This is a genomic window from Pseudomonas sp. LBUM1659, from assembly GCF_059716045.1.
The window spans coordinates 6168744-6186619 of the sequence record NZ_CP166797.1 but is presented as its reverse complement, the minus strand read 5'-3'; the positions used below and the strand labels follow the sequence as shown (position 1 = coordinate 6186619).

General features: G+C 58.7%; 20 protein-coding genes, 1 other RNA gene and 1 pseudogene. 13 read left to right on the top strand and 9 right to left on the bottom strand.

Annotated features, from left to right (window positions below):
* Positions 1 to 64: 64 nt before the first annotated feature.
* A complete protein-coding gene (ppx, locus tag ACA048_RS28300) occupies positions 65 to 1567 on the bottom strand; it encodes an exopolyphosphatase (RefSeq protein ID WP_497629941.1) in 1503 nt (500 codons plus the stop codon).
* Positions 1568 to 1663: 96 nt separating this feature from the next.
* Between ppx and ACA048_RS28295 the strand changes: the two are divergent.
* From ACA048_RS28295 to ACA048_RS28270, 6 genes and pseudogenes are all read left to right on the top strand, one after another.
* Positions 1664 to 2032: pseudogene (locus tag ACA048_RS28295) on the top strand (FadR/GntR family transcriptional regulator); the annotation flags it as partial.
* Positions 2033 to 2152: 120 nt separating this feature from the next.
* A complete protein-coding gene (trxA, locus tag ACA048_RS28290) occupies positions 2153 to 2482 on the top strand; it encodes a thioredoxin TrxA (RefSeq protein ID WP_008150340.1) in 330 nt (109 codons plus the stop codon).
* Positions 2483 to 2729: 247 nt separating this feature from the next.
* Positions 2730 to 3989 carry a transcription termination factor Rho gene (rho, locus tag ACA048_RS28285; RefSeq protein ID WP_007942421.1) on the top strand — a complete coding sequence of 420 codons (1260 nt, stop codon included), beginning with the start codon at positions 2730 to 2732 and terminating at the stop codon, positions 3987 to 3989.
* Between the two features lie 139 nt (positions 3990 to 4128).
* The gene (gene ubiD, locus ACA048_RS28280; RefSeq protein WP_497627199.1) at positions 4129 to 5595 is read left to right on the top strand and encodes a 4-hydroxy-3-polyprenylbenzoate decarboxylase; all 1467 of its coding nucleotides are present in this window, start codon (positions 4129 to 4131) and stop codon (positions 5593 to 5595) included.
* Positions 5595 to 6563: a CDP-6-deoxy-delta-3,4-glucoseen reductase gene (locus ACA048_RS28275; protein WP_497627198.1), complete on the top strand. Its 969-nt coding sequence runs from the start codon at positions 5595 to 5597 to the stop codon at positions 6561 to 6563. Before ubiD ends, ACA048_RS28275 begins: the two co-directional genes overlap by 1 nt.
* Before the next feature lie 221 nt (positions 6564 to 6784).
* Positions 6785 to 7453, top strand: a complete 669-nt coding sequence (locus tag ACA048_RS28270; RefSeq protein WP_497627197.1) for a gamma-glutamylcyclotransferase — start codon at positions 6785 to 6787, stop codon at positions 7451 to 7453.
* Here ACA048_RS28270 and glpT read toward each other — a convergent pair.
* Positions 7426 to 8778, bottom strand: a complete 1353-nt coding sequence (glpT, locus tag ACA048_RS28265; RefSeq protein ID WP_497627196.1) for a glycerol-3-phosphate transporter — start codon at positions 8776 to 8778, stop codon at positions 7426 to 7428. The genes ACA048_RS28270 and glpT overlap by 28 nt on opposite strands.
* Before the next feature lie 327 nt (positions 8779 to 9105).
* Between glpT and ACA048_RS28260 the strand changes: the two genes are divergently transcribed.
* Positions 9106 to 9720, top strand: a complete 615-nt coding sequence (locus ACA048_RS28260) for an energy transducer TonB (RefSeq protein ID WP_497627195.1) — start codon at positions 9106 to 9108, stop codon at positions 9718 to 9720.
* A gap of 50 nt (positions 9721 to 9770) precedes the next feature.
* On the opposite strand, the gene ACA048_RS28255 is transcribed toward ACA048_RS28260, so the two are convergent.
* The gene (locus ACA048_RS28255) at positions 9771 to 10748 is read right to left on the bottom strand and encodes an NADPH:quinone oxidoreductase family protein (protein WP_497627194.1); all 978 of its coding nucleotides are present in this window, start codon (positions 10746 to 10748) and stop codon (positions 9771 to 9773) included.
* Between the two features lie 150 nt (positions 10749 to 10898).
* Between ACA048_RS28255 and ACA048_RS28250 the strand changes: the two genes are divergently transcribed.
* Positions 10899 to 11306 carry a flagellar basal body-associated protein FliL gene (locus tag ACA048_RS28250; protein ID WP_452628591.1) on the top strand — a complete coding sequence of 136 codons (408 nt, stop codon included), beginning with the start codon at positions 10899 to 10901 and terminating at the stop codon, positions 11304 to 11306.
* On the opposite strand, the gene ACA048_RS28245 is transcribed toward ACA048_RS28250, so the two are convergent.
* Positions 11231 to 11878: a hypothetical protein gene (locus ACA048_RS28245; RefSeq protein ID WP_497627193.1), complete on the bottom strand. Its 648-nt coding sequence runs from the start codon at positions 11876 to 11878 to the stop codon at positions 11231 to 11233. The two genes, ACA048_RS28250 and ACA048_RS28245, sit on opposite strands and share 76 nt — an antisense overlap.
* 22 nt (positions 11879 to 11900) lie before the next feature.
* Entirely contained in the window at positions 11901 to 12350 is a 450-nt protein-coding gene (locus ACA048_RS28240) for an EVE domain-containing protein (RefSeq protein ID WP_497627192.1), read from the bottom strand.
* Positions 12351 to 12550: 200 nt separating this feature from the next.
* On the opposite strand from ACA048_RS28240, the gene ACA048_RS28235 reads away from it, so the two are divergent.
* A complete protein-coding gene (locus ACA048_RS28235) occupies positions 12551 to 12703 on the top strand; it encodes a hypothetical protein (protein WP_007942433.1) in 153 nt (50 codons plus the stop codon).
* A gap of 35 nt (positions 12704 to 12738) precedes the next feature.
* On the opposite strand, the gene ACA048_RS28230 is transcribed toward ACA048_RS28235, so the two are convergent.
* The 4 genes from ACA048_RS28230 to ACA048_RS28215 all read right to left on the bottom strand — a co-directional run bounded on the left by ACA048_RS28230 (position 12739) and on the right by ACA048_RS28215 (position 14163).
* Entirely contained in the window at positions 12739 to 13344 is a 606-nt protein-coding gene (locus ACA048_RS28230) for a 5-formyltetrahydrofolate cyclo-ligase (protein WP_497627191.1), read from the bottom strand.
* An 86-nt stretch (positions 13345 to 13430) separates the two neighbouring features.
* Positions 13431 to 13609: non-coding RNA, 6S RNA (ssrS, locus tag ACA048_RS28225), on the bottom strand.
* A 30-nt stretch (positions 13610 to 13639) separates the two neighbouring features.
* On the bottom strand, positions 13640 to 13957 hold the full coding sequence (locus tag ACA048_RS28220) for a cell division protein ZapA (protein ID WP_497627190.1): 318 nt from the start codon (positions 13955 to 13957) through the stop codon (positions 13640 to 13642).
* Positions 13954 to 14163, bottom strand: a complete 210-nt coding sequence (locus ACA048_RS28215; RefSeq protein ID WP_007942437.1) for a TIGR02449 family protein — start codon at positions 14161 to 14163, stop codon at positions 13954 to 13956. The genes ACA048_RS28220 and ACA048_RS28215 overlap by 4 nt, the downstream gene beginning before the upstream one ends.
* Before the next feature lie 126 nt (positions 14164 to 14289).
* Here ACA048_RS28215 and ACA048_RS28210 point away from each other — a divergent pair, with 126 nt between their 5' ends.
* Genes ACA048_RS28210 through ACA048_RS28195 form a run of 4 tightly spaced genes read left to right on the top strand, consistent with a single transcriptional unit; the run spans position 14290 to position 17874 of the window.
* Positions 14290 to 14850 carry a YecA/YgfB family protein gene (locus tag ACA048_RS28210; protein ID WP_497627189.1) on the top strand — a complete coding sequence of 187 codons (561 nt, stop codon included), beginning with the start codon at positions 14290 to 14292 and terminating at the stop codon, positions 14848 to 14850.
* Positions 14851 to 14877: 27 nt separating this feature from the next.
* Positions 14878 to 16212, top strand: a complete 1335-nt coding sequence (pepP, locus tag ACA048_RS28205) for a Xaa-Pro aminopeptidase (RefSeq protein ID WP_497627188.1) — start codon at positions 14878 to 14880, stop codon at positions 16210 to 16212.
* Complete coding sequence (gene ubiH / locus ACA048_RS28200; RefSeq protein ID WP_497627187.1) at positions 16209 to 17396, top strand: 2-octaprenyl-6-methoxyphenyl hydroxylase; 1188 nt, start codon at positions 16209 to 16211, stop codon at positions 17394 to 17396. Before pepP ends, ubiH begins: the two co-directional genes overlap by 4 nt.
* Positions 17389 to 17874 (top strand): DUF4442 domain-containing protein, encoded by a 486-nt coding sequence (locus tag ACA048_RS28195; protein WP_497627186.1) that lies wholly within the window; start codon positions 17389 to 17391, stop codon positions 17872 to 17874. Before ubiH ends, ACA048_RS28195 begins: the two co-directional genes overlap by 8 nt.
* Positions 17875 to 17876 lie beyond the last annotated feature (2 nt).

The window sequence follows — 17876 nt, the reverse complement described above, 5'->3', positions numbered from 1 at the left end:
TTGCCGGCGGTGGCTCCCGTGAGATCGCCATCGCCGGCAAGCCGTGCTCCTACAAGCGGGTGTTTCAGCGAGCGCTCAGCACGATATCGACGCGGGTGAGCCATTCAGCTTCGATGGCGAAGTCGGCCTGGGTCAGTTGGTTGTCGTCCAGCCATTGATCCGGGAACAGCACTTCCAGGCTGTTGCCCTTGGCGCGCAGCTCTACCTGAGGCATTTGCTGGGTGCCGCGGATGTGATGGAACAGGATCGCAAAGCGCAGCAATACGCACAGACGAATCAGCTTGATGCCGTCATCGCCGAACTCGGCGAATTTGTCCTTGGGAATGTTGCGCCGGTGACCACGTACCAGCAGGGCCAGCATTTGCTGGTCCTCGCGGGAGAACCCGGCCAGGTCCGAGTGCTCGATCAGGTAGGCGCCGTGCTTGTGGTACTGATAGTGCGCGATGTCCAGGCCCACTTCGTGGACTTTGGCGGCCCAGCCGAGCAGTTCACGCCAGACACCGTCATCCAGATCCCAGTCCTTGGCGACTTGATCGAAGGCATGCAGCGCCTTGCGTTCAACCCGTACCGCTTGTTCCTGATCGACGTGATAACGCTCCATCAACGAGCTGAGCGTGCGCTCACGGACGTCTTCGTGGTGATGACGGCCCAACAGGTCGTAGAGCACGCCTTCACGTAGCGCGCCTTCGCAGTGGTCCATGCGCTTGAGTTCGAGGGCGTCGAAAATCGCTTCGAGAATCGCCAGGCCCGCCGGGAAAATCGCCCGGCGGTCGGGCTTGATGCCGTCGAAGTCGATTTTCTCGACGTCGCCGAGCTTGATCAGCTTGCGCTTGAGCCAGGCCAGACCTTCGGCATTCACCTCGCCAGTGCCGTGGCCGCCGGCCTTCAGCGCCAGGCCGATAGCGCGGATAGTACCCGAGGAGCCAATGGCTTCATCCCAGGTCAGGCGGTGCAGGGCGTGTTCAATGCTCATGATCTCCAGCCGTGCCGCGGTGTACGCCTGGGCGTAGCGGGCCGGGGTGATCTTGCCGTCCTTGAAGTAGCGCTGGGTGTAGCTGACGCAGCCCATTTGCAGGCTTTCGCGCAGCAGCGGCTCAAAACGCTGGCCGATGATGAATTCGGTACTGCCGCCGCCGATGTCGGCCACCAGGCGTTTGCCCGGGGTGTCGGCGAGGGTGTGGGACACGCCGAGGTAGATCAGGCGCGCTTCTTCACGGCCGGAGATGACTTCTACCGGGTGCCCGAGGATGTCTTCGGCGCGACGGATGAATTCGGCGCGGTTACGGGCCTCACGCAGGGCGTTGGTGCCAACGATGCGCACGGCGCCCGGGGGCATACCGTTGATCAGTTGGGCAAAACGCTTGAGGCAATCAAGCCCGCGCTGCATGGATTCTTCGTTGAGATGGCGCTCTTCGTCGATGCCGGCGGCCAGCTGAACCTTCTCCCCGAGACGCTCGAGAATGCGGATTTCGCCGTTCTGGGCCTTGGCCACGACCATGTGAAAGCTGTTGGAGCCCAGGTCGATTGCGGCGATCAGGGACAGATTCTTGGCTTGGGATTGCGGCATGGTCAGGGTCTCGGTCGATAACCTCGACATCGTGCCACGATCAACGGCTGGCGCCAACGCGCAGTGTTCAAAGCGTTGATCCAGCACAACCCTGTGGCGAGGGGGCTTGCCCCCGTTCGGCTGCGCAGCAAAGACAACGTCGCTGCCATGCGCAAGGAATTGAAGGCCGGCGACTTCGAGGCGGCGGCATGGCTGGATTTCGAGTTCCACCGACGCATCCTGCTGGCCAGCGGGAATCAGGCGATGCTGAGCATCCTGACCGCCAGCGCCGAGATCTTTCTGGAGAGCCAAAAACTACCGTTCATCGGGTCTGAGCGGGCCATGGAAACCTGGCAGGAACACCGAAAAATCCTCCGCGCGCTGACCCGGCGGGCATCCGGCGCTGCGCAGAAGGCTATGCACGAACATGTACGAAACGCGGCGTTGCGTACAGGTATTGCCTTCGTTGCTCCCGCCGCCTCATGACTTGAGCTATACCCAAACTCATGGATCACCATAGCGAGACTCAATCATCTGCACCTTCCTGAACGAAGGAAGGGCCGCTATGATGGGCCACGTTTTTTTGCTTACAACCTGGAGACTTCCATGAGCAGCGATCTTATCAAACACGTCACCGACGCTAGCTTCGACGTCGACGTCCTCAAGGCCGAAGGCGCTGTACTGGTCGACTACTGGGCTGAATGGTGCGGCCCTTGCAAAATGATCGCTCCTGTTCTGGACGAAATTGCTGAAACCTACAAAGGCAAGCTGACCGTTGCCAAACTGAACATCGACGAAAACCAGGAAACACCGGCCAAGCATGGCGTGCGTGGTATCCCGACCCTGATGCTGTTCAAGAACGGCAACGTTGAAGCGACCAAGGTCGGCGCACTGTCCAAGTCGCAGCTGGCTGCTTTCCTCGACGCCAACATCTAAGCGTTGATCTAAGCGTCATCAAAAAGGCCCCGCACATTGCGGGGCCTTTTCGTTATTCAGGGCTAGACGCTCCGAAACTCAGGTGTTACATTCGGCCCCGCACTGGTTTCTCCATTGCCCCCTGCTAGCCGTCGCCGACGCACTCCTTTTCGAATAAGTACGCGATCCTGTCGCCTTCTCTGCGGCGCGGCCTCATTAAGCCAAAAGCTTAATTTCCCCCCTCCATAAATGATTACGTCATTCCTATATGAATCTGACTGAACTCAAGCAAAAGCCGATTACCGAACTGCTCGAATTGGCCGAACAGATGGGCATAGAAAATATGGCCCGTTCGCGCAAGCAGGACGTGATTTTCTCCCTGCTCAAAAAGCACGCTAAAAGCGGCGAGGAAATCTCCGGTGATGGCGTGCTGGAGATTCTCCAGGACGGCTTCGGCTTCCTGCGCTCCGCTGACGCTTCCTATCTGGCCGGCCCGGACGATATCTACGTCTCGCCAAGCCAGATCCGTCGCTTTAACTTGCGCACCGGTGACACCATCGTTGGCAAGATCCGCCCTCCAAAGGAAGGCGAGCGTTATTTCGCGCTGCTCAAGGTTGATACGATCAACTACGATCGTCCCGAGAACGCGAAAAACAAGATTCTCTTCGAGAATCTGACCCCGCTGTTCCCGACTGTGCGCATGAAGATGGAAGCCGGTAACGGTTCCACCGAAGACTTGACCGGTCGTGTCATCGACCTGTGCGCCCCGATCGGCAAAGGCCAGCGCGGTCTGATCGTTGCACCGCCGAAAGCCGGTAAAACCATCATGCTGCAGAACATTGCAGCGAACATCGCACGTAACAACCCGGAAGTTCATCTGATCGTCTTGCTGATCGACGAGCGTCCGGAAGAAGTGACCGAAATGCAGCGCACCGTGCGCGGCGAAGTGGTTGCCTCGACGTTCGACGAGCCGCCAACCCGCCACGTGCAGGTTGCCGAAATGGTGATCGAGAAGGCCAAGCGCCTGGTCGAACACAAGAAAGACGTGGTGATCCTGCTCGACTCCATCACCCGTCTGGCTCGCGCCTACAACACCGTGATCCCGAGCTCCGGCAAGGTACTGACCGGTGGTGTCGATGCCCACGCCCTGGAAAAACCGAAACGTTTCTTCGGCGCCGCGCGGAACATCGAGGAAGGCGGCTCGCTGACCATCATCGCCACCGCGCTGGTTGAAACCGGCTCGAAGATGGACGAAGTGATCTACGAAGAATTCAAAGGCACCGGCAACATGGAACTGCCTCTGGATCGTCGTATCGCTGAAAAACGCGTCTTCCCGGCCATCAACATCAACCGTTCCGGCACGCGCCGCGAAGAGTTGCTGACAGCCGACGACGAGTTGCAGCGCATGTGGATCCTGCGCAAGCTGCTGCACCCGATGGACGAAATCGCTGCCATCGAGTTCCTGGTCGACAAGCTGAAAACGACCAAGACCAACGATGAGTTCTTCCTGTCGATGAAACGCAAGTAAGTTGAACAGGCCAAAAAGCCGGGGAAACCCGGCTTTTTGCTATCTGATTTTTGATCAATCCGCAGTTCATGGTTCTGAATAGAGGGGTTCGGCGCTAAACTGCCACCCCCGAACGGCACGGCCAACACGAGGCTCACGCATGCAGTATCGCGACTTGCGCGACTTTATCAGCGGCCTGGAAAAGCGCGGCGAACTCAAGCGCATCCAGATTCCGGTGTCCCCAGTGCTCGAAATGACCGAGGTCTGCGACCGCACCCTGCGTGCCAAAGGTCCGGCGCTGCTTTTCGAAAAGCCCACGGGTTATGACATCCCGGTGCTCGGCAACCTGTTCGGCACCCCTGAGCGCGTGGCGTTGGGTATGGGTGCCGAGGCGGTCAGTGAGCTGCGCGAGATCGGCAAGCTGCTGGCTTTCCTCAAAGAGCCCGAGCCTCCGAAGGGCTTGAAAGACGCCTGGTCGAAGTTGCCGATCTTCCGCAAGATCATCGCCATGGCGCCGAAAGTCGTCAAAGACGCGGTGTGCCAGGAAGTGGTCATCGAAGGCGACGATGTCGATCTGGCGATGCTCCCCGTGCAAACCTGCTGGCCGGGTGATGTGGGACCGCTGATCACCTGGGGCCTGACCGTCACCAAAGGTCCGAACAAGGACCGCCAGAACCTCGGTATCTACCGTCAGCAAGTGATTGGCCGCAACAAGGTCATCATGCGCTGGTTGAGCCACCGTGGCGGTGCGCTGGATTATCGCGAGTGGTGCGAGAAGCACCCTGGCCAGCCATTCCCAGTGTCCGTGGCGTTGGGCGCTGACCCGGCGACCATCCTCGGTGCCGTAACACCGGTACCGGACAGTCTTTCCGAATACGCGTTTGCCGGTCTGCTGCGCGGTAATCGCACCGAGCTGGTGAAGTGCCGTGGCAATGACCTGCAAGTCCCGGCCACTGCCGAGATCATCCTTGAAGGCGTGATCCATCCGGGTGAGATGGCCGACGAAGGTCCGTATGGCGACCACACCGGTTATTACAACGAAGTCGACAGCTTCCCGGTGTTCACCGTCGAACGCATCACCCATCGGATCAAGCCGATCTACCACAGCACCTACACCGGCCGCCCACCGGATGAGCCGGCAATTCTCGGCGTGGCGCTGAACGAAGTGTTCGTGCCGATCCTGCAGAAGCAGTTCCCGGAAATCACCGACTTCTACCTGCCGCCTGAAGGTTGCTCGTACCGCATGGCCATCGTGACCATGAAGAAGTCGTATCCGGGTCATGCCAAGCGGGTAATGCTTGGTGTCTGGTCGTTTTTGCGACAGTTCATGTACACCAAGTTCGTTATCGTCACTGATGACGACATCAACGCGCGAGACTGGAACGACGTGATCTGGGCCATCACCACGCGCATGGACCCCAAGCGCGACACGGTGATGATCGACAACACGCCGATCGACTACCTCGACTTCGCTTCGCCGATCTCAGGCCTGGGGTCGAAAATGGGGCTCGATGCCACGCATAAATGGCCGGGCGAAACCACTCGCGAGTGGGGCCGGGTGATCGTCAAGGACGACGCCGTGACCCAACGGATCGATGCCATCTGGAATCAGTTAGGAATAGATTGATGCGTGTAACCTTGCAGCCCTCCGGAGCAGTGCTGGATATTCAGCCCGGCGAGCGGATTCTCGATGGTGCGCGGCGCCTGGGCTATGAATGCCCGCAAAGCTGCCGCAACGGCAATTGCCACGTGTGCGCGGCGTTGCTGGTGGAAGGGCGGGTCGAGCAAGCCGGTAGTGTGCGCGACCATGGCGAGTTCTACACTTGCATAGCAGAGCCGCTGGAAGACTGCATCGTGCTGTGGGATGGCGTGCTCGCGCTGGGAGAACTGCCGGTGCGCAGCGTGTCGTGTCAGGTCATTGAGTGCAGGGACGTCGGCGGCGACACCTGGCGTGTACGGCTGCGCGCGCCGGCCGGTAAACCACCGCGTTATCACGCGGGCCAGTACCTGATGATCGAGCGTGAAAGCGGCGAAAAATCCGCGTTTTCCCTGGCGTCCGCACCCCATGGTGGGCGTGATCTGGAAATTCATGTATTGGCGCGCGAAAGCAGTGCGTTGAATCTGATCAGCCAGCTTCAGCGCAATCCGATGGTGCGAGTCGAACTGCCATTTGGCGATACGCATCTGGCGGAATTGCCGGACGGCCCGCTGGTGTTGATCGCCGCAGGCACCGGCATGGGCCAGATCCACAGTCTGATCGAACACTGCCGCGCCACGGGCTTCAAGTATCCGGTTCACCTGTACTGGGGCGTGCGCCGTCCTGAAGACTTTTACGAGATTGAGCATTGGGATGAATGGCTGAAGCTGCCCAATTTGTTCCTGCATAAAGTCGTCAGCGATCAGTGCGGGTGGGGAGGGCGCTGCGGGATGCTGCATGAAGCGGTGTGTGAGGATTTCCCGGATCTCAAATCCTTGCATGTCTACGCCAGCGGCTCACCGGCCATGGTCTACGGCACGCTGGATGTGCTGGTTGAAGCCGGAATGGATGCTCATCAGATGCGCGCGGATGTATTTGCATACGCGCCGCGATCTTGATCCGCGATTTTGATCCGCAGTCTTATCCGATATAACTCCCCATATAGCCGATCGGTATTTATAAATTTATATAAATGCCGGTAGGTTATATCTCGTTAAGGCAATAATTTAATAACTGTGCCATGGCACCTAAATTGCCTTAAAACTTATGTGCCTTATTGTTACAGCGGTGCGTTCTATTAAGTAATTCATTACCCGCGGGGAGCTGAACGCTATTCGCCATGAGCGCCATAGAATCTGCTTTTTTGAATCTTTATCCTCCGCGGCTCGACTTGGGTCCGCAGCTTACGCACGAGCAACTGCTCGGCTCGATGCAGTCGACCATGGCGCGCCACAAGGGCGGGCCTGTCTGGTTGTTCGCTTACGGTTCATTGATCTGGCGTCCAGAGTGCACGGCGGTAGAGCGCGTTCGCGGTCGGGTGCATGGATACCATCGCGGTTTGTACCTGTGGTCTCACGAGCATCGCGGCACACCGGAAATGCCTGGCCTGGTGTTTGGTCTGGATCGTGGCGGCTCTTGCAGCGGCTTCGCTTATCGTTTGCCCGAAGAACAACTGGAAGCCTCGCTTTACGCGCTGTGGCAGCGCGAAATGCCCGTCCCCTCCTATCGCCCACACTGGCTCAACTGCCGTCTCGAAGACGGAAGCCAGGTTCAGGCATTGGGATTTGTTCTGGAGCGACACCTGCCCAGCTATGCCGGCAACTTGCCGGATCATGTGCTGAGCCAAGTGTTCGAAAGCGCTTGCGGGCGGTATGGCACCACTCGCGATTATGTCGAGCAGACGGCGCATGCCCTGCGTAGCCACGCCATGCCAGATCGAAATCTGGAGGCGCGGCTCAAACGCTGCAAATCAAAGTCCGATCAGGCGATCGCTGCTTCGCGGGTCTGACTGGCGGTTTGTTTGTGTCCCAGCGTGGGTGCAAGAAAAGCCATCGCCAGCAAACAAGCGGCGACTAACAGGATGAAACCGCCATCCCAGCCGAAGTAGTCCACGGTGTAACCCATCAGGGCACTGGCCGCGACTGAACCTCCCAGATAACCGAACAGGCCGGTAAAGCCAGCCGCTGTGCCTGCGGCTTTCTTCGGCACCAGTTCCAGTGCTTGCAAGCCGACCAGCATCACCGGGCCGTAGATCAGGAAGCCGATCGCGAACAGTGAAATCATGTCGACCATCGGATTGCCCGGCGGATTCAGCCAGTACACGATTGTCGCGACGGTCACCAATGCCATGAACACCATGCCGGTCAGGCCACGGTTGCCGCGGAAGATCTTGTCCGACATCCAGCCGCACAACAGCGTGCCGGGAATGCCTGCCCACTCGTACAGGAAGTAAGCCCAAGACGTCTTGTCGAAGTCGAAGTGTTTGACCTCTTTGAGGTAGGTCGGCGCCCAATCCAGAATGCCGTAGCGCAGCAGGTAGACGAAGACGTTGGCCAGGGCGATGAGCCAGAGCATTTTGTTACGCAGCACGTATTTGACGAAGATGTCCTTGGCGCTGAATTCTTCTTCGTGGCTGGCGTCGTAGCCTTCCGGGTAATCGTTCTTGTACTTCTCAATGGGTGGCAGGCCCGTCGATTGAGGTGTATCGCGCATCACAATGAAGGCAAACACGGCTACCAGCAGCGCCACGGCGGCAGGTACATAGAACTTGCTGTGCCAGTCGTTGAACCAGCCCATGCCAAGAATCGCCAACGGCCCGATCAAGCCACCGCCCACGTTATGCGCGGTGTTCCACACCGACACCACCTGACCGCGTTCTTTCTGCGACCACCAATGCACCATGGTCCGCCCGCTCGGCGGCCAGCCCATGCCTTGCGCCCAGCCATTGATGAACAACAGGATGAACATCATGGTCACGCTGGACGTTGCCCACGGTGCGAAACCGAACACGAACATGACCCCAGCGGATACCACCAGGCCAAAAGGCAGGAAGTAACGCGGGTTGGAGCGGTCGGAAACAATGCCCATCAGAAACTTGGACAGGCCGTAGGCGATCGCAATCGCCGACATGGCCACACCCAGCTGACCCTTTGTGTAACCTTGGGCAATCAGGTCCGGAAACGCCAGGGTGAAGTTCTTGCGCAACAGGTAGTAACCCGCATACCCAATGAAAATACCGGCGAAGATCTGCCAGCGAAGGCGTTTATAGGTGTCGTCTATTTTTTCTTCAGGCAATGGAGCCTGATGTGCGGCAGGGCGAAAGAAAGCAAACATTCAAGAGCTCCAGATTTCTTGTTTTGACTGCGGATGCGAATGTTACAGTTTCGTTACCGAAAATATCACGGGTTCGCATTGGGCAAAAAGCAGAAATGTGGGCAATCGTGTGTTCCTTTATGAACATGTCGTGCAGGCATAAGTGAAGGGCGGTGTGGGAAACGTCTTTTGCAGCCCTTGATGACGCATTGCGCTCCGGAGTAGGGCGGGACTTTGGGAAATGTCCTGCGTTGGAATGGGAAGTTGTGGCGTTCTGTTTCAGGTTAATGCGCCTTAACCTTTTTGCTGGTGCCGGGATTGGTATTTCAGCGGTGAAGGGGAGAGGTTATGCGGTGGTTGGTGTTTGTCATTTTGTTGGTTATTGCAAGTGGTGTTGGCGCTGGGGAGGTGGTTCTGATACCGGTGAGTAACCCGAAGCCGATTTACCCTCCGGCGCTACAAAGGGCCGGAATCGTCGGTGATGTACGGGTCAGATTTACTGCCAATGCTGATGGGGCGGTCAGTAAAGTGAGCATTTTGCAAAGTGACCATCCTGATCTGGCTGAAGCAGTCAGGAGTGCGATAGCGCAGTGGCGCTTCAAACCTTGGACGGTTGATAGCGATAAACCGGCCGAGGTTCAAGTGATCCTGCCGATGGTGTTTTCGCTTGGCTCCACAACTCCGCGTCACAACAACCAATGGCTCAAAGAATTGAGGTGTCGCGATCTCAACGAATCGCTGGTCAATTTCCCGGAGCATGGCTGGGTTGATTCAACTGTCTTTCACCACACCCGCGCTTATCTATCGAGTCCGTTTCTCAAAACGCAATTATCGAATGAGCAACGTCTGGCACTCATCGCAAAGCTAAACAAGCGTGTACCTATCATTGTCAGGGAGTGCCGGAACAGTCCTGTGCGCAAGTACATGAGCTTGTTGCCAGAGGATATTCGGAAATTACTCTAGTCCCGGCCAATAAAAATGCGGCCTGGATAATCCAGGCCGCATTTTCAGGTTCAGCAAACCTGAACCACCACTTTCCCGACCGCCTTGCGCTGGCCAAGATCATTGATCGCCTGCGCCGCATTGCTCAGCGGATACACCTGCGACACCAACGGCTTCAACTTGCCCTCGGCAAACCAGCCAAACAACTGCTGGAAGTTCGCCGCGTTGTCTTGAGGCTGGCGTTGGGTAAAGGCACCCCAGAACACGCCGACCACAGCGGCACCTTTGAGCAGCGCCAGGTTCACTGGAAGTTCCGGAATGCGTCCACTGGCGAAGCCGACCACCAACAGACGGCCGTTCCAGGCGATGGCGCGCACGGCCTGGTCAAACAGGTCGCCGCCGACCGGGTCGTAGATCACGTCGGCGCCCTGGCCGTCGGTGAGGCGTTTGATCTCGTCCTTGAGGCTGGTTTCGCTGTAGTTGATCAGCTCATCGGCGCCGGCAGCCTTGGCCACCGCAAGTTTTTCGGCACTGCTGGCGGCGGCGATCACGCGGGCGCCCATGGCTTTGCCGATTTCCACGGCGGCCAGGCCCACACCGCCGGAAGCACCGAGCACCAGCAGGGTTTCGCCGGGTTGCAGATTGGCCCGTTGCTTGAGGGCATGCATGGAGGTGCCGTAGGTCATGCTGAAAGCGGCGGCGGTGTTGAAGTCCATCGACGGTGGGATCGGCAGTACGTTGTAGCCCGGCACGGCGACCTGTTCGGCGAAGCTGCCCCAGCCAGTCAGTGCCATGACCCGGTCACCGACCTTGAGGTGGCTGACCTTTTCGCCCACGGCGCTGACCACGCCAGCCGCTTCACCGCCCGGAGAGAACGGGAAGGGTGGTTTGAACTGGTATTTGCCCTCGATGATCAGCGTGTCCGGGAAATTGACCCCGGCGGCGTGCACGTCCAGCAGGATTTCATTCTTCTTGGCGACAGGACTGGCGACGTCTTCCAGCACCAGCGATTCGGCAGGGCCGAAGGCTTTGCACAGCACGGCTTTCATCAGGGCTATTCCTTTGGGAGTGATGGCCGATAAGTGTAAGTGTGTGAGTCGATGGGTCAACGAGCATGCCCGACCCTGATAGTCAGCCATAAGCTTGTGCTTGAGCGGCGGGTCGTTATGCTAGGCCGCAAACCGGATAAGGAGCGAATTGTGAAAGCGTGGATCATGTTGTTGCTGGCCCTGTCTCTGCCTGTGGCAGCGATGGCCGAAGAAGCCAAAGAAGGTGAAGCTCCGAAGGTCAATTACATCACCCTCAGCCCGCCATTCGTGGGCAACTATGGGCTGGACGGTACGCCCAAGCTCAAGGTCTACAAGGCTGATGTGGCCTTGCGCGTGACCGGTGAGGATGCAACCAAAGCGGTGAAGGCCAACGAGCCGCTGATCCGCAATCAGCTGGTGGCGTTGTTTGCTCAGCAGACGACCGAGACGATGAGTAACGTTGAAGCCAAGGAAAAGCTGCGGCAGGAAGCCCTGAAGCAGACTCAGCAGGTGATGAACGACGAAACCGGCAAACCGGTGGTTGAGGATTTGTTGTTCAACAACCTGATCATCCAGTAATGCTGGATCCTGTAGGAGCATAGCTTGCCAGCGATAGCGATCTCAAGGGCGCCATCGCCGGCAAGCCGTGCTCCTACAAAAGGCGCAATCTCAAGGGCGCCATCGCCGGCAAGCCGTGCTCCTACAAAAGGCGCGATCTCAAGGGCGCCATCGCCGGCAAGCCGTGCTCCTACAAAAGGCGCAATCTCAAGGGCGCCATCGCCGGCAAGCCGTGCTCCTACAAAAGGCGCGATCTCAAGGGCGCCATCGCCGGCAAGCCGTGCTCCTACAAAAGGCGCGATCTCAAGGACGCCATCGCCGGCAAGCCGTGCTCCTACAAAAGGCGCGATCTCAAGGACGCCATCGCCGGCAAGCCGTGCTCCTACAAAAGGCTCGATCTCAAGGGCGCCATCGCCGGCAAGCCGTGCTCCTACAAAAGGCGCGATCTCAAGGGCGCCATCGCCGGCAAGCCGTGCTCCTACAAAAGGCGCGATCTCAAGGACGCCATCGCCGGCAAGCCGTGCTCCTACAAAAGGCGCGATCTCAAGGGCGCCATCGCCGGCAAGCCGCGCTCCTACAAAGCGCACTAGCAAGCAGCGGCCATTAAAAAACATTTCAGCGTAGCGCGATCACCGCCGCCCACTGCTCAGCCGTAACCGGCATTACCGACAATCTCGATCCCTTTTGCACCAACGGCATCTCCGCCAACGCCGTCTGTTGCTTCAAATAATCCAGCTTCAACACCCTGGCAAACGTCTCGACATGCGCCACATCAATCGCGCTCCAGGCATTTTTCTCCGCCGTGGCCTTGGGGTCGTAGTAATGACTCTCCGGGTCCAGCGCCGTCGGGTCTGGATATGCCGCCTCGACTATTTTTCCAATCCCGGCAATTCCCGGCTCCGGGCAGCTGGAGTGATAAAAGAAAAACTCGTCACCAACCGCCATGGAGCGCAAAAAGTTACGCGCCTGATAGTTGCGAACCCCGTCCCAGCGCGCTCGGCCAAGCTTCTCCAGGCCTTTTATCGAGAGTTCGTCGGGCTCGGATTTCATCAGCCAATAGGCCATGGATTTTGCTCCTTGCGAGGTGCGTGGACAGGTTGTCGGGCAATTTTATGACAAACCGACGGTCGGTTGACGCCAGTGTTTGCGTGTCAGTTCACGTTGTCGCAAAATGCCGGCCTTCTAAGCTTGACGCTGCTGCACGGCCTACACCTGAAACGGAACCGCTGCTGTCATCGTGTTGATGTGCCTTTGGGGGGCAATCGATGAAACGCAAACCGGATTTACTATGGATTTTGGTTATTTTGTTCGGCCTTGGCGTCGTAACCACCGGTTATGCCCAAAGCCTGTGGAATAACAAGACCGACGCGCCGATCGAAATCGCGCAGCAACAGCAGCCGTCGGCGTTCAAGCGCTAAACCTGTCTTTTGGACGCCGCTGATCGCAGTGGCGTCTAGCCTGCGAAATACCACGCCTTGTCTGTCACCGTTCCTTGCAACGGCACATCCCAGCTCGCCTGAGCCAATCGCTCGACCTTCTGACATTCATGGGCCAGCCCCAGCAGCGTCGGCTTGCGCCAGGTTTTGCGGCGCGCCAGATACGCCAGGCTTCGGTCATAGAAGCCACCACCCATGCCCAGGCGTCCGCCGACATCATCAAACCCCACCAACGGCAACAGAATCAGATCCAGCGCCCAGACTTTGCGTTGCAGGGCGAGATTGTGCCGGGGTTCGAGAATACGAAAGCGGTTAGGTTTGAGTTTTTCGCCGGGACGAATGCGCTGGAAGACCATTTTGGTTCGCGGCCAGGCACTGAGTACCGGCAAATACGTCGCCTTGCCCCGGCGTTGAGCGGCACGCAGCAGGACGCGCGGGTCGATTTCACCGTCGGTCGGCAGGTACAGGGAGATGTGTCTGGCGCGGCGAAACAACGGTTGTTGAGCCAATTGCTTGTACAGCCCGCGAGCAGCCTGGCGCTGTTGACTGGGGGTCAGTGCGCGGCGGGCCTTGCGCAGCATGCGTCGAAGTTGCGGGCGGGGAAGCAGCGCAGGTTCGTTCATGAATTCAGGCTTCGACAGGACGAGTACGTAAAGCGTACCCGTAAAAAAGCCGATGCCGGTAATTAAACCGGCATCGGATTGGAATCAGGCTCCCCGGATGAACCGCTGCTGACTTAGCCCTTGAACCCGAAAGTTCAAGGTGGAAGATGCAGTAGGCTTTAAGGCTTTCCGTCTAGCGGACATGCACACCAGCCCAACGTGCAGCCTCCAGGGTAGTGCGAATCGGCTCAGGGACGTGGTCAACTGGCAAGCACCCCAGGGAGTGTTGCGAGTATAACCCAAGCGATTCGACGAATCAGCCCTTGGTGACGTCCGGATCGGTAGCGAGCACCAGATCGACGCGGTCCAGCAGGTCGCGAACCTGTTCGCGAGTCGAGCCGCTGGCTTGTACGTCCGGCCTTTCTTCCCTGTGCAGCAGGTCGTGCGTGATGTTCAGCGCGGCCATTACCGCAATGCGGTCGGCGCCGATGACTTTGCCACTGCTGCGGATTTCACGCATTTTTCCGTCCAGGTAGCGGGCGGCGCTCACCAGGTTGCTGCGTTCTTCCTGGGGGCAAATGATCGAATATTCTTTGTCGAGGATCTGCACGGTGACGCTATTGCTTGAACTCATGAGTCTTGCTCCAGGGCCTTGAGGCGCGAAATCATCGATTCGACCTTACGCCGGGCGATTTCGTTTTTTTCAATGAGGTGCGCGCGTTCCTCGCGCCAGGTCTTTTCCTGAGCTAGTAAGAGTCCGTTTTGACTCTTTAGTTGCTCGACTCGACTAATTAGCAGTTCGAGTCTGGCCATCAGCGCTTGCAGGTCGGTGTCTTCCATTGTGTCCACATAGAGAGTCTGATGGGTGGTAACTGGCGGACAGCCTTTAATAGTCTTGGCGAGTCTGTCGATGTAGGATACAAGGCCTTCATTCTAGACATAGCGCCGTCTGGCGCCTAGCTACCCATGACCATTCAGAATTCCCCGTACCAAGCCTTCGCCACCCTGCTGACCTCCAGCGGTCATAACGTCTCGCCTGCCGAACTGCATGGCCTGTTGCTCGGCCGCAGTTGCGCCGGTGCCGGCTTCGATGCCGAAGGCTGGCTGGTCGATGCTGCCGAGCTGCTCGAAAACGAACCGCAGGACAACGTCCGCAACGCCTTGATCGGCTTGCAGGCGATGGTCAAGGGCGAGCTCACCGGCGACGAAGTGACCGTCGTTTTGCTGCTGCCGACCGATGACGCATCGCTGGCTGAGCGTGCCGTCGCACTGGGCGAGTGGTGCCAAGGCTTCCTCAGCGGTTTCGGCTTGAACTGCCGGGACAGCAGCACACTCAGCGCCGAGGCCACCGAAGTATTGCAGGACCTGGCGGCGATTTCTCAGGTGCAAGATGCCCTGGAAGAGTCCGAAGACGGCGAAAGCGATTACATGGAAGTCATGGAGTACCTGCGCGTCGCTCCGCTGCTGCTGTTCTCCGAAACCAAAAAAGCGGACGTGCCACCAGCCGCCAAACCGTCTTTGCATTAATCGCGTGCCAGGAAAAGCCATCTGCCCATGATTCATATCCCGAAATCGGAATACAGCCGTCGCCGCAAGGCCTTGATGGCGCAGATGGAACCCAACAGCATCGCGATCCTGCCCGCCGCCGCGGTAGCCATCCGCAACCGCGACGTCGAGCACGTCTATCGTCAGGACAGTGACTTTCAGTACCTCAGCGGTTTTCCCGAGCCTCAGGCGGTTCTCGTGTTGATGCCGGGGCGCGTGCATGGCGAATACATCCTGTTCTGCCGTGAGCGCAACGCCGAGCGAGAGTTGTGGGACGGTTTGCGCGCCGGCCAGGAAGGCGCGATTCGCGATTTCGGTGCCGACGACGCCTTTCCCATCACTGACATCGACGACATCCTGCCGGGTCTGATTGAAGGGCGCGACCGGGTGTATTCGGCCATGGGCAGCAACCCCGAATTTGACCGGCACCTGATGGACTGGATCAACGTGATCCGCTCTAAAGCGCACCTCGGCGCCCAGCCGCCAAACGAATTTGTTGCCCTGGATCATCTTCTTCACGACATGCGCCTGTATAAATCGGCGGCTGAAGTTAAGGTGATGCGCGAAGCCGCACGGATTTCCGCCCAGGCGCACATCCGTGCAATGCAGGCCAGCCGGGCCGGGCTGCACGAGTTCAGCCTCGAAGCCGAGCTCGATTATGAATTCCGCAAGGGCGGCGCAAAGATGCCGGCCTATGGTTCAATCGTCGCAGCGGGGCGCAATAGCTGCATTTTGCATTACCAGCAGAATGACGCGGTGCTCAAGGACGGTGATCTGGTGCTGATCGACGCCGGTTGCGAGATTGATTGCTACGCCAGCGACATCACCCGCACCTGGCCGGTCAACGGCAAGTATTCACCGGAACAGAAAGCGATCTACGAGTTGGTGCTGGCCTCGCAAGAAGCAGCTTTCGCCGAAATCGCCCCGAACAAACACTGGAATCAGGCCCACGAAGCCACGGTTAAAGTCATTACTGCCGGGCTGGTGACGTTGGGCCTGTTGCAGGGCGACGTAGACGAATTGATCGCCAGCGAAGCCTATAAGGCGTTTTACATGCACCGCGCCGGCCACTGGCTGGGGATGGATGTGCATGACGTCGGTGAATACAAGGTCGGCGGCGAATGGCGTGTGCTGGAAGTCGGCATGGCGCTGACTGTTGAGCCGGGGATCTACATTTCCCCGGACAACCAGAACGTGGCGAAGAAATGGCGCGGCATTGGCGTGCGTATCGAGGACGACGTGGTGGTAACCAAAACCGGTTGTGAAATATTGACCCAAGGCGTGCCGAAAACGGTCGCCGACATCGAAGCCTTGATGGCGCAAGCGCGGACACAAGCAGCATGAGCCGGGTCAATCTGGCAATCATCGGTGGCGGCCTGGTCGGCGCCAGTCTCGCGTTGGCGTTGCAGGCCGGGGCCAAGGCTCGCGGCTGGAAGATCGTCCTGATCGAGCCATTTGCTCCGGGCGATACCTATCAGCCGAGCTACGACGCCCGCTCTTCGGCGCTGTCCTATGGTGCCAAACAGATTTATCAACGGTTGGGCGTGTGGCAGGAAATCTCCCGCCGCGCCGAGCCGATCAAGCAGATTCATGTCTCCGACCGTGGACGTTTTTCCACCGCCCGGTTATCGGCGATGGAAGAGGGCGTTCCGGCGCTGGGTTATGTGGTGGAAAACGCCTGGCTCGGCCAATGCCTCTGGCAAGGTCTGGACAAGGGCGTGATCACCTGGCGTTGCCCGGCGGAAGTCACGCGCATGGAACCGCTGACCGACGGCTACCGCCTGACCCTCAATGACGAAACCACCCTTGAATGCGATCTTGCAGTGCTTGCTGATGGCGGCCGTTCAGGCCTGCGCGAGCAACTGGGGATCGGCATCAAGAAGCGTCCGTACAACCAGAGCGCGCTGATCGCCAACATCACCCCGAGCGAAGCGCACAACGGCATGGCATTTGAGCGGTTCACTGACGATGGCCCGATGGCGCTGTTGCCGCTGCCGGAGAACCGCTGCGCGTTGGTCTGGACCCGTCTGGGCATGGACGCACAACGGCTGGCGGCGCTCGATGAAAAGAGCTTCCTCAGCGAGTTGCAGGGGGTGTTCGGTTATCGCCTCGGCACCCTCAAGCAGGTCGGCGCGCGGCATCTTTACCCGCTGACGCTGATCGAAGCCGAAGAGCAGGTGCGTCCGCATCTGGCGATTCTCGGCAACGCGGCCCACAGCTTGCACCCCATTGCGGGTCAAGGTTTCAACCTGTCGCTGCGTGATGCCCAGGCCTTGGCCGATGCGCTGCTGGCGAGCGAGACCGGGCCGGGCGATTTTGCCACTTTGCAGGCTTACCGCGAGCGCCAGCGTCTGGATCAGAACCTGACCGTGGGCTTCTCCGATCAGGTCACCCGCTTGTTCGGCAGCACCCAGCCGCTGGTGTCTCTGGGGCGCAACCTCGGCTTGCTGGGGCTCGATCTGTTGCCGCCGGCCAAGCGCTGGTTTGCCCGGCAGGCCATGGGGTTGGGTACGCGTCCCAATGCTTAAGTGGCTAACGAACTCATTCGGCAAGGCGCGGTTGATGCGTTGGTTCATGTCCTTTTACCCGCCGTACCTGGGCGCCGGGGTACGGGTGCGGCACATCAGCGATGATTTCCGGGACGTCACGGTGTCCATGGGCCTGTGTTGGTACAACCGCAATTACGTGGGCACCCAGTTTGGCGGCAGCCTGTATTCGATGGTCGATCCGTTCTACATGCTGATGCTGATGGAAAACCTCGGACGCCATTACATCGTCTGGGACAAAGCCGCCGACATCGATTTCATTTCGCCGGGCAAAGGCCCGGTGTTCGCCAACTTCCGGATCGATGAAACCTTGCTCGACGAGATCCGTCGGCAAACGGCCGATGGCGAAAAATACCTGCCGCAATTGCAGGTCGATATTCACGACGGTGCCGGCACCTTGGTGGCGCGGGTCGAAAAAACCCTTTACGTGCGGCTCAAGCCGCAAGCGAGACAGGCTTAAAG